We start from the raw sequence: 11,304 nt of genomic DNA on the forward strand, positions 1-11,304 counted from the left end.
GCTGGAACTAAGGGGCGTATCAAAGACCGTCGAGGGGCAGACACATATCTACCCGACGGATCTGACGCTGGAAAAAGGCACGATGAATGTGCTGCTTGGGCCGACCCTGTCGGGCAAGACATCGCTGATGCGGCTGATGGCCGGGCTGGATGCGCCCAATACCGGTCAGGTCTTCTGGAACGGGGACGATGTCACCGGCCAGCGCGTTCAGGACCGCAAGGTGGCGATGGTGTATCAGCAGTTCATCAACTACCCGTCGATGAGCGTCTATGACAACATCGCCTCGCCGATGAAGCTGATGGGTGTGAACAAGGCCGAGATCGACACCCGCGTGCGCGAAACCGCCGATCTGATGAAGCTTACCCCGTTGCTGGAGCGCAAGCCGCTAGAGTTGTCGGGAGGTCAGCAACAGCGCTGTGCGCTTGCGCGCGCGCTAGTCAAGAATGCCGGGCTGGTGCTGCTCGATGAGCCGCTTGCGAATCTCGATTACAAGCTGCGCGAAGAGCTGCGGGTCGAGATTCCAAAAATCTTCGAAGCCTCGGGCTCGATCTTTGTCTATGCGACGACAGAGCCGGAAGAGGCGCTCTTGCTGGGCGGCAATGTCGCCACCCTGTCCGAAGGGCGCATCACCCAGTTCGGCCCGACCCCGTCGGTCTACCGCCAGCCGGTGGATGCCAACACGGCGCGGGTGTTCTCGGACCCGCCGATGAACTTCCTGCCGATCTCCAAGACCGGCAACCGGATCATGTTCGGCGACGGTCAGAGCGCGGCGGCAACAGGCAAGCTCGCGGAACTGGCCGATGGCCGTTACACCGCCGGGTTCCGCCCGAACCACCTGGAAATCAACCAGCATTCTCCGGATGCCATGCAATTCGCCACGAAACTGTCGGTGACCGAGCTGACCGGGTCGGAGACCTTTGTTCACCTGGACCATTTCGGCGAACGCTGGGTCGGGCTGATCCATGGGGTTCATGAGCTGGATCTGGGCGCGCGGCTCGATGTCTGGCTGGACCCCCGCCATGTCTACATTTTTGGCGAAGACGGCAAGCTGGTGGCACCTGCCGCCTATGCGCTTGCGGCCTGAGGGAGGACACCATGGCCAAGATCACACTTGATAACCTCGCGCATTCCTACCTGCCCAATCCCGGCAGCGAAGACGACTTTGCGCTGAAGGAACTGAACCACGACTGGGACGATGGCGCGGCTTATGCGCTGCTGGGCTCGTCGGGCTGTGGCAAGTCCACGCTGCTCAACATCATCTCGGGGCTTCTGCACCCGAGCCAGGGCCGCATCCTGTTTGATGGCAAGGACGTAACGCACGCCCCCACCGCAGAACGCAATATTGCCCAGGTGTTCCAGTTCCCGGTCGTCTACGACACCATGACGGTGCATGACAATCTGGCGTTCCCGCTGCGCAACCGTGGCCGGGACGAGAGCTATGTCGCGGAGCGCGTTCAGGAAATCGCCCGTATGATCGGCATGGAGGAGATGCTGCGCAAAAAGGCGCGTGGTCTCACCGCCGATGCCAAGCAAAAGATTTCGCTGGGCCGCGGCATGGTGCGCAAGGACGTGAACGCGCTGTTGTTTGACGAGCCGCTGACCGTGATCGACCCGCATATGAAATGGGAACTGCGCACACAGCTCAAGCAGCTGCACCATGATTTCGGGCATACTATGATCTACGTCACCCATGACCAGACCGAGGCGCTGACCTTTGCCGATAAGGTTGTGGTCATGTATGACGGCCGCGTTGTGCAGATCGGCACGCCCGAAGAGCTTTTCGAGCGTCCCGAGCATACATTCGTGGGTTATTTCATCGGCTCGCCGGGCATGAACGTGATCCCGGCGCGGATCGACGGCAACAAGGCCTATGTGAACGGCTCCTATGTCGAGCTTGCGCAGGGCTACAAGCCGCTGGATGGCAAGGTCGAGATCGGCGTCCGCCCGGAATTCGCCAAGCTGAGCCAGACCGAGGGCCTGCCCGTCAAGGTGCGCCGCGTCGAGGATGTGGGCCGCCACAAGATCATCCGCGCAGAGTTTTTCGGGAGCGATATCCACATCATCGCGGGCGAAGACGACCATATCAGCGCCGATATGAACCGTGTCACATTCGATCCTACCCGCGTCAATGTCTATGCCAATGACTGGCGCGTAAACGGGGAGGCCGCGTGATGGATGGCCGTCCGATCCTGACACCGCAACAGATCATGGAACGCCAAATCTAAATGGTTGACCGTTTCCTCGATCAGGCATCCGCACAAATCGCGCGCCCCGTGGCGCACTCGTCCGGGGAGGGGGCGAAGTAATGGAAAAGACAGTCAATCAAAAGGCATGGTTTCTCGTCCTGCCTGTGCTGCTTCTGGTGGCCTTTTCGGCGGTGATCCCGCTGATGACCGTGGTCAACTATTCCGTTCAGGACACGTTCGGGAATAACCAGTTCTTCTGGGCCGGGCTTGGATGGTTCGAAAAAATGCTGCGCTCGGAGCGCATGTGGGACGCGCTTGGACGCCAGCTCATGTTCTCGGGCATCATTCTGGCCATCGAGATTCCGCTGGGCATCTTCGTGGCGCTGAACATGCCGAAATCCGGCTTCTGGTCGTCCTTCTGCCTTGTGCTGATGTCGCTGCCGTTGCTTATTCCATGGAACGTGGTTGGCACGATCTGGCAGATCTTTGGCCGCGTCGATATCGGCCTTCTGGGATACACGCTGGACGCGCTTGGCATCAACTACAACTACACGCAGGACATTCTGGCGGCCTGGGTCACGATCATCGTGATGGATGTATGGCACTGGACCTCGCTTGTGGCGCTGCTGGCCTTTGCCGGTCTGAAATCGATCCCCGACGCTTATTACCAGGCGGCCAAGATCGACCAGGCATCGCGCTGGAAGGTGTTCCGCTTCATCGAACTGCCCAAGATGATGGGCGTGCTGATGATCGCGATCCTCTTGCGCTTCATGGACAGCTTCATGATCTATACCGAGCCGTTCGTCGTCACCGGCGGTGGCCCCGGCAACGCCACCACGCTGCTGTCGATCGACCTCGTCAAAATGGCGCTGGGACAGTTCGACCTCGGACCCGCGGCGGCCTTCTCGATCATGTATTTCCTCGTGATCCTTCTCATCTCCTGGGTGTTCTACACCGTGATGACCAACCTCGATAAGCGGGAGGGCTGATCCATGGCCGATATGACCGTAAACAAAACTTTATCCCGCGGGCTGTCTCTGCCCAAGATCAACAGCCGCCTCGTGGTGATGACCCTCTATCTCCTGTTCCTGCTCTTGCCGATCTACTGGCTGCTGAACATGAGCCTGAAGACCAACACCGAGATCCTGAACGAGTTCACGCTGTTCCCGCGCGACCTCACTTTCGCCAACTACGCCACGATCCTCACCGATCCGGCCTGGTATATGGGCTATGTGAACTCGATCATCTACGTGACGGTGAACACGGTGATCTCTCTCGCGGTGGCGCTGCCTGCGGCTTATGCCTTCTCGCGCTATCACTTCATGGGCGACAAGCATCTGTTCTTCTGGCTCTTGACCAACCGGATGGCTCCGCCCGCGGTTTTCGCGCTGCCCTTCTTCCAGCTCTACAGCTCTGTGGGCCTGTTCGATACACATATCGCCGTGGCGCTGGCGCACACATTGTTCAACGTGCCGCTCGCGGTGTGGATTTTGGAAGGCTTCATGCGCGGCGTGCCGAAAGAGATCGACGAGACCGCCTATCTCGACGGCTACAGCTTTGGTGCCTTCTTCGTGAAGATCTTCACGCCGCTGATTGCCAGTGGTATCGGGGTTGCGGCGTTCTTCTGCTTCATGTTCTCATGGGTGGAACTGCTCTTGAGCCGCACGCTGACCACCGTTGAAGCCAAACCAATTGCTGCGATCATGACCCGGACCCAAGGGGCATCGGGCATCGACTGGGGCGTATTGGCGGCCGCCGGTATCCTGACCATCGTGCCCGGCGCGCTCGTGATCTACTTCGTCCGCAACTACATCGCCAAGGGCTTTGCCCTGGGTCGCGTGTAAGCCTGAAGAAAGGGAGGACTTCCAATGGACTGGATGGCATGGACCTGGCCGACCGCGATCTTCTTCGCCGTCATCGCCTCGCTGCTGATCACCTTCACGGTGTTGGCCATTAAATTCCCGGAAACGCCCCGCACGGGCATTCTGCGGATCGAAACCACGAGGGGCGACCGGCTCTTCATCACCCTTCTGGGCTCGGCCTTTATCAATCTGGCCTGGCTCGGGATCGTTGGGGCGCAACAACCTTATGCCCTCATCGTCTGCCTGATCTACGCCGCCGCGGTCTTCCGCTGGGTGTAGCCACAGGCCCCCGTGGCCGGGACAGGAGGAGACCCGGCCACGCTTCGAACTTCTTCATTCATCGGTTCAAAATGGGAGGATTATACCAATGAACCTCAACCTCAAATCCACAACAGCGGCGCTGCTGGTCCTTGCGGGCCCTGCCTTTGCCGACATGGATGCCGCCAAGGCGTTCCTCGATGCGGAAATCGGCGATCTGTCGTCGATCAGCCGCGCCGAGCAGGAAGCGGAGATGCAGTTCTTTGTCGACGCGGCCAAGCCGTTCGCCGGCATGGAGATCAAGGTCGTTTCCGAGACCATCACCACGCATGAATACGAAAGCCAGGTGCTGGCGCCGGCCTTCACCGCGATCACCGGCATCAAGGTCACCCATGACCTGATCGGCGAAGGTGACGTGGTCGAAAAGCTGCAAACCCAGATGCAGTCGGGTGAGAACATCTATGACGCATATGTCAACGACTCCGACCTGATCGGCACCCACTGGCGTTATCAGCAGGTGCGCAACCTGACCGACTGGATGTCCGGCGAAGGCGCGGCAGTGACCCTGCCGACACTGGATCTGGAAGATTTCATCGGCCTGAGCTTCACCACTGGCCCGGACGGTAAAGTCTACCAGTTGCCGACCCAGCAATTCGCGAACCTCTACTGGTTCCGCTATGACTGGTTCAACGACCCCAAGAACCAGGAAGACTTCAAGGCGGCCTACGGCTACGACCTTGGTGTTCCGGTCAACTGGTCGGCCTATGAGGATATCGCCGAATTCTTCACCGGCCGCGACCTGTCGCACTTGGGTGTCGAGGGCGAAGTCTTTGGCAACATGGACTACGGCAAGAAAGACCCCTCGCTCGGCTGGCGTTACACCGACGCGTGGATGTCGATGGCCGGCATGGGAGACGTGGGTGAGCCCAACGGTCTGCCCGTGGACGAATGGGGAATTCGTGTGAACGAAAACTCCCAGCCCACCGGTTCCTGCGTGGCCCGTGGCGGCGCGACCAACTCGCCCGCGGCCGTCTACGCCGTGACCAAGGCCATCGAGTGGCTGAACAAGTACTCGCCGCCCGCAGCCGCCGGTATGACCTTCTCCGAGGCCGGCCCGATCCCGGCGCAGGGCAACGTGGCCCAGCAGATGTTCTGGTACACCGCCTTCACCGCCGACACCGTGAAACCCGGCCTGCCGGTGATGAACGAGGACGGCACGCCCAAGTGGCGCATGGCGCCCAGCCCGCATGGCGTCTACTGGAAGGAAGGACAGAAGGTCGGCTATCAGGACGCAGGGTCCTGGACGCTGATGAAATCCACCCCGGTGGATCGTGCCCAGGCGGCCTGGCTCTATGCCCAGTTCGTGACGTCGAAAACCGTGGACGTGAAGAAATCCCACGTGGGCCTGACCTTCATCCGCGAGTCGACCGTGCAGCATGACAGCTTCACCGAGCGTGCGGACAAGTTGGGTGGTCTGGTGGAATTCTACCGTTCGCCCGCCCGTGTCGCATGGTCGCCCACCGGCACCAACGTCCCGGATTACCCGAAGCTGGCCCAGCTGTGGTGGCAGAACATCGGCGACGCCATGTCGGGCGCCAAGACCCCCCAGGAAGCGCTTGATGCACTCTGTGCCGATCAGGAGCGGGTTCTGGAGCGTCTGGAGCGTGCGGGCATCCAGGGTGACATTGGTCCCAAGCTGAACGAAGAGATGTCTGCCGAATACTGGTTCGCCCAGCCCGGCGCGCCCTACGCCAAGCTTGAGAACGAAGACGAAGCCCCCCAGACCGTCAGCTATGATGATCTGATCGCGTCCTGGAAGTAAGCCTTCCTCCCCGGTCGGGGCCCTACGGGGCCTCGACCACTCAAATTCCACCAAACAGACATTCGTGCCAGTACGGCGCAGATAAACATCGCTTTGAGGAGAGGCGGTCATGACCCATATTCTGGCCATTGATCAGGGCACGACATCGACTCGGGCCATAGTGTTTGACGCATCCATGACAGCTGTCGCCTCAGCGCAGGAAGAATTCCCGCAGCATTTCCCGAACAGCGGCTGGGTGGAGCATGATCCGGCCGATCTCTGGGCCACGACCGCGGCGACCTGCCGGGCGGCGATCGAGAAATCGGGTGGCGCGCACATCGCTGCCATCGGTATCACCAACCAGCGCGAGACGACGCTGGTCTGGGACCGAAAGACCGGCAAGCCCATTCACAACGCCATCGTCTGGCAGGACCGCCGGACCTCGGCCATGTGCCAGGCGCTGAAGGCGGACGGGTTCGAGGAAGCGGTGACCGACCGCACCGGCCTTCTGCTCGACCCCTATTTCAGCGGTACGAAACTGGCCTGGCTTCTCGACAACGTCGACGGCGCACGCACCCGGGCCGAGGCCGGAGAGCTGGTCTTTGGTACCGTCGATACCTGGCTGGTCTGGAACCTGACCGGCGGCAAGGACCATGTGACCGACGCCACCAATGCGGCGCGCACCATGCTTTATGACATCCGCAAGGGGCGCTGGTCGCAGACGATATGCGAGCGCTTGGGCATTCCCATGTCCATGCTGCCCGAAGTACGCGATTGCGCCGCCGATTTCGGCGAGACGCGCGCCGATCTGTTTGGCCGCCCCATTCCGATCCTTGGCATCGCCGGCGATCAGCAGGCCGCCACGGTCGGGCAGGCCTGTTTTGAATCCGGCATGCTGAAATCCACTTATGGCACGGGCTGTTTTGCGCTGATCAACACCGGCGATAAGCCGGTACGCTCGCAGAACCGTCTGCTGACCACCATCGCCTATCAGCTGGACGGCAAGCCGACCTATGCACTGGAAGGGTCGATCTTTATTGCCGGGGCGGTGGTGCAATGGCTGCGCGACGGGCTCAAGATCATCCGCGAGGCCAAGGAATCCCAACCGCTCGCGGAAGCCGCCGATCCGGCGCAGAACGTGGTTCTGGTTCCGGCCTTTACTGGACTGGGCGCGCCCTATTGGAATGCTGACTGCCGCGGCGCGGTGTTCGGGTTGACGCGCAATTCCGGTCCTGCGGAACTGGCCCGCGCGGCCCTGGAAAGCGTGGGCTACCAGACCCGCGACCTGTTGGCTGCGATGCAAGCGGATATGGGTGGGGCAGGGGATGCTGTTTTGCGAGTAGACGGCGGCATGAGCGCGTCCGAGTTCGCGATGCAGTTCCTTTCCGACATCATCGGGGCCCGGGTCGACCGGCCCAGGGTGCTGGAAACCACGGCGCTTGGCGCGGCCTGGCTTGCCGGGCAGCGCGCGGGGATCTATCCCGCCCAAGCCGCGTTTGCGGAAAAGTGGGCGCTGGACAAGAGCTTCACCCCATCCATGACCGGAGATACCCGGGCCGCCAAATACGCCGCATGGAAACGCGCGGTCGATGCCACAATGAGGTTTTGAATCATGTCCGAACCGATGACCCTGCGCCGCTTCCTGACCCGCTATGCCGAGCCCGGCGGGCTTGATCCCAATCTCATTTTCCTGATCGAGGATATCGCCTCGGCCTGCCGTGTGATCGGCAACCGGCTGCGCAACGCGGCGTTCGAAGGCAATCACGGCCTTGCCGGGGACACCAATGTGCAGGGCGAAGATCAGAAAAAGCTCGACGTGATCGCCGACGAGGTCTTTGCCCGGATCTGCGAAAGCTCGCCGCGTCTTGCCGCGCTGGTCAGCGAAGAGCGTGAAGACGCGGTCTGGCTCAAGGAGCCGAAGGGCGGCGATTATCTCCTGTTCTACGATCCGCTGGACGGATCCTCGAATATCGACGTGAACCTGTCGGTCGGCTCGATTTTTTCGATCTGTACCGTGGGCACGGATGGCGACCGCGATGTACTCAAGGCTGGGGACGCGCAGCACTGTTCGGGATACGCGATCTATGGCCCGACCATGATGCTGGTCCTGACCGTGGGCAGCGGCGTCTACGGGTTTTCCTGTGAATACGGCACCGGCGATTTCCGCTTGACCCATCCGCGCATGACGATCCCGGCGGAAACTTCCGAGTTCGCCATCAACGCCTCGCGCTATCGTCTATGGGACGCACCTGTGCGGCGCTATGTGGATGAATGCCTGGCCGGGATGACCGGCCCGCGCGGGCGCGATTTCAATATGCGCTGGACCGCGTCGATGGTGGCCGAGGTGCACCGCATCCTGACTCGCGGCGGTGTGTTCCTCTACCCGGTAGATGACGGCAACCGCGCGGCAGGTGGAAAACTGCGTTTGCTCTACGAGGCTAGCCCGATGGCGCTTTTGGTGGAACAAGCGGGCGGCGCCGCCACGGACGGCCATAGTCGCATTCTCGATCTTCAGCCCACGGGCCATCATCAGCGCGTGCCGGTCATCCTTGGTTCCGCCAACGAGGTGGACCGAATTGCACAATATCATACTGCGGACGCCGGTTCGGCCGCGTCCTGAGGAAAGGACCCCCCCCCATGGCTCTCGTATCCCTTCGTCAGCTGCTCGATCACGCGGCGGAACATGATTACGCGCTGCCCGCGTTCAACGTGAACAACATGGAGCAGATGCTGGCCATCATGGCAGCAGCGGAAGCCACCCAAAGCCCGGTCATCATGCAGGCCAGCCGTGGCGCGCGCGCCTTTGCCAATGACATCGTGCTATCGCATCTGATCCGCGCCGCGATTGAGCTTTACCCGCATATCCCTGTCTGCATGCATCAGGACCACGGCAACGCGCCCGCGACCTGCCTGTCGGCCATCACCAATGGGTTTTCCTCGGTCATGATGGACGGCTCTCTCAAAGCCGACGGCAAAACACCGACCACGTTTGACGAAAACGTCGCGGTGACCGCCAAGGTGGTCGAGATGGCGCATCTGGTGGGCGTGTCGGTCGAGGGTGAAATCGGCCATCTGGGATCGCTGGAAACCCTGCGGGGAGAGGCCGAGGATGGGCACGGGTTCGAGGGGGCCCTGTCACGCGAACATCTCCTGACCGACCCGGAAGAAGCGGCCGAATTTGTGCGGCTGACCGGCGTCGATGCGCTGGCCGTGGCCATCGGGACATCGCACGGAGCCTACAAGTTCACCCGCAAACCCGATGGCGAGATCCTCGCGATTGACCGTTTGCGCGAGATTCATGCACGCTTGCCGGACACGCATCTGGTGATGCATGGCTCCTCCTCGGTGCCGCAGGAATTACAGGATATCATCAACGCCCATGGCGGCGAGATTGCCCCGACATGGGGCGTACCGGTCGAGGAAATCCAGCAGGGCATTCGCTTTGGCGTGCGCAAGGTCAATGTGGATACGGATCTGCGGCTTGCACTGACCGGCGCGATCCGCACGGTTTTTGCCAAACACCCCGGTGAGTTCGATCCGCGCAAATACCTCGCGCCGGGCATCGAGGCCATGTCCGCCGTCTGCCGCGACCGGTTCGAGCAATTCGGCAGCGCAGGCCATGCGCCCCGGATCAAGCCCATTGCCCTGTCCGACATGGCCGCGCACTATGCCTGCCAGGTAACCGGGAGCGCCGCCGCCGCATGACAGGTTTTGCGCTGACCGCCCCGAACCGCACGATTTTCGGTCGTGGCTGTCGTGTTACGGCCGCGGATGAGATCGCACGGATTGGAACCCGTGTGTTGCTGGTGCGGGGAAGGTCGGTCGCCTGGGTGGACGAACTGGCCGCGGAACTGACCCATTCGGGCTGCTGCCTGCAAGTTGTGTATTCGGCGGGAGAACCGGATCTTGACGACGTCCGCAATGCCGTCGCCTTCGCCCGGGGTCACAGGGCGGAGTGCATTGTCTCTGTCGGAGGCGGCGCGACGCTTGATCTGGGCAAGGCCGTTGCCGGGCTCTGCGTCAGTGAAGGCGATGTGGCGGAGTATCTGGAGCTGGGCAACTCATCCCCGCGGCAGTTGAAAGATCCCCTGCCATTCATTGCGATCCCGACAACCGCCGGAACCGGTGCCGAAGCGACGCGAAACGCGGTGATCGGCGTTCCTGAAAAGCAGCTAAAAATCAGCCTGCGTGATCCACGCCTCCTACCGAATCTGGCGATTGTGGACCCCGCACTGACCGACGGGTCCCCCAAGGCGCTGACGCTGGCGAGCGGGCTGGACGCGATCACCCAGCTCATCGAAAGCTATCTGTGCAACCGGGCCAATCCGGTGACGGACGCCCTGTGCGAGGCCAATATCCGCCCGGCAATGGCCTCATTGCACAGGTTGATGGAAAACGAAAACATCAAAGCCCGCGATGAAATGGCACGGGCCAGCTATCTAAGCGGCCTCGCCCTGTCGAACTCTGGACTAGGGATCGTGCACGGCCTAGCTTCTGTCATCGGAGGCCGAGGCGCTGCGCACGGCGCAATTTGTGGCAGATTGCTGGCATCCGGACTATCGGTGAATTTCGGGGCTGTGACGCGTGGATTGGGCAACGTAGAACGTTTTCATAAAGTAAATGAATGGCTCGCCGATGGTCTTGGCAATTCGGGCGAAGACGGAGTGCTTGCATTGCGTAGTTTCGTAGACGCGAACGGATTGCCTTCGCTAAAAGATCTCGGCGTTCTAAACGCCGAGATAGAAGAGATTGCCGAACTGGCGCTCAGCGCATCTTCAACAAAAGCCAACCCCGTTAAAATTCAATTCGAAGAAATCTGCTACTTGCTGAGAAGTGCTTGAAAGCAAGCTGCTTGCTCCCGAAGACATCAACCATGCTCCGCAATAATCGCCCTCGTCGTCTGAACTGCCGAAGCCAATTCCGTCCGGTTCGTGCTCGAAATACCTAATCCCTCGATATCGAGCGACAGCTTACCCTGGCCACCGCCACTCACAGCGGCACGAGTCGCACGGCCGCGGGCTTTCCCTGAACTCACAGGATCAGTCGTCTGTGCGCTCGGCGCTTTCGAGCGTAAGCATGCGCCGAGAGCCGCGGTTATGCAGCCTTGACGTTGGCTTTTTCCGACGGCTTCCACTGCCACGGCAGCAATTCCGGCAGTCGAGAGACCGGCAGGTCTGAGATCCGGGCGATGACGTCT

The 11,304-nt window shown here is 61.1% G+C and carries 10 protein-coding genes; all 10 read left to right on the forward strand.

The features are described 5' to 3' along the window. Position 1: 1 nt before the first annotated feature. The 10 genes from FOA17_RS06740 to FOA17_RS06785 all read left to right on the forward strand — a co-directional run bounded on the left by FOA17_RS06740 (position 2) and on the right by FOA17_RS06785 (position 10,948). The gene (locus tag FOA17_RS06740) at positions 2 to 1,084 is read left to right on the forward strand and encodes an ABC transporter ATP-binding protein (protein WP_149140729.1); all 1,083 of its coding nucleotides are present in this window, start codon (positions 2 to 4) and stop codon (positions 1,082 to 1,084) included. 11 nt (positions 1,085 to 1,095) lie between these two features. Continuing rightward, positions 1,096 to 2,172 carry an ABC transporter ATP-binding protein gene (locus tag FOA17_RS06745; RefSeq protein ID WP_149140730.1) on the forward strand — a complete coding sequence of 359 codons (1,077 nt, stop codon included), beginning with the start codon at positions 1,096 to 1,098 and terminating at the stop codon, positions 2,170 to 2,172. Positions 2,173 to 2,305: 133 nt separating this feature from the next. Next, complete coding sequence (locus FOA17_RS06750; RefSeq protein WP_149140731.1) at positions 2,306 to 3,175, forward strand: carbohydrate ABC transporter permease; 870 nt, start codon at positions 2,306 to 2,308, stop codon at positions 3,173 to 3,175. Positions 3,176 to 3,187: 12 nt separating this feature from the next. Continuing rightward, positions 3,188 to 4,030, forward strand: a complete 843-nt coding sequence (locus FOA17_RS06755; RefSeq protein WP_420841687.1) for a carbohydrate ABC transporter permease — start codon at positions 3,188 to 3,190, stop codon at positions 4,028 to 4,030. A gap of 24 nt (positions 4,031 to 4,054) precedes the next feature. Next, entirely contained in the window at positions 4,055 to 4,327 is a 273-nt protein-coding gene (locus FOA17_RS06760) for a DUF2160 domain-containing protein (protein WP_095587541.1), read from the forward strand. Between the two features lie 88 nt (positions 4,328 to 4,415). Then, a complete protein-coding gene (locus FOA17_RS06765) occupies positions 4,416 to 6,128 on the forward strand; it encodes an ABC transporter substrate-binding protein (protein WP_149140733.1) in 1,713 nt (570 codons plus the stop codon). A 109-nt stretch (positions 6,129 to 6,237) separates the two neighbouring features. Next, positions 6,238 to 7,716: a glycerol kinase GlpK gene (gene glpK / locus FOA17_RS06770; RefSeq protein WP_149140734.1), complete on the forward strand. Its 1,479-nt coding sequence runs from the start codon at positions 6,238 to 6,240 to the stop codon at positions 7,714 to 7,716. Between the two features lie 15 nt (positions 7,717 to 7,731). Beyond that, the gene (locus FOA17_RS06775) at positions 7,732 to 8,727 is read left to right on the forward strand and encodes a class 1 fructose-bisphosphatase (protein WP_338029104.1); all 996 of its coding nucleotides are present in this window, start codon (positions 7,732 to 7,734) and stop codon (positions 8,725 to 8,727) included. Positions 8,728 to 8,744: 17 nt separating this feature from the next. Then, on the forward strand, positions 8,745 to 9,812 hold the full coding sequence (gene fba / locus FOA17_RS06780; RefSeq protein ID WP_149140736.1) for a class II fructose-bisphosphate aldolase: 1,068 nt from the start codon (positions 8,745 to 8,747) through the stop codon (positions 9,810 to 9,812). Then, positions 9,809 to 10,948 (forward strand): iron-containing alcohol dehydrogenase, encoded by a 1,140-nt coding sequence (locus FOA17_RS06785; RefSeq protein ID WP_149140737.1) that lies wholly within the window; start codon positions 9,809 to 9,811, stop codon positions 10,946 to 10,948. Before fba ends, FOA17_RS06785 begins: the two co-directional genes overlap by 4 nt. Positions 10,949 to 11,304 lie beyond the last annotated feature (356 nt).

It is taken from the genome of Gemmobacter caeruleus (assembly GCF_008271655.1).
In the GTDB taxonomy this organism is placed as follows: domain Bacteria; phylum Pseudomonadota; class Alphaproteobacteria; order Rhodobacterales; family Rhodobacteraceae; genus Gemmobacter; species Gemmobacter caeruleus.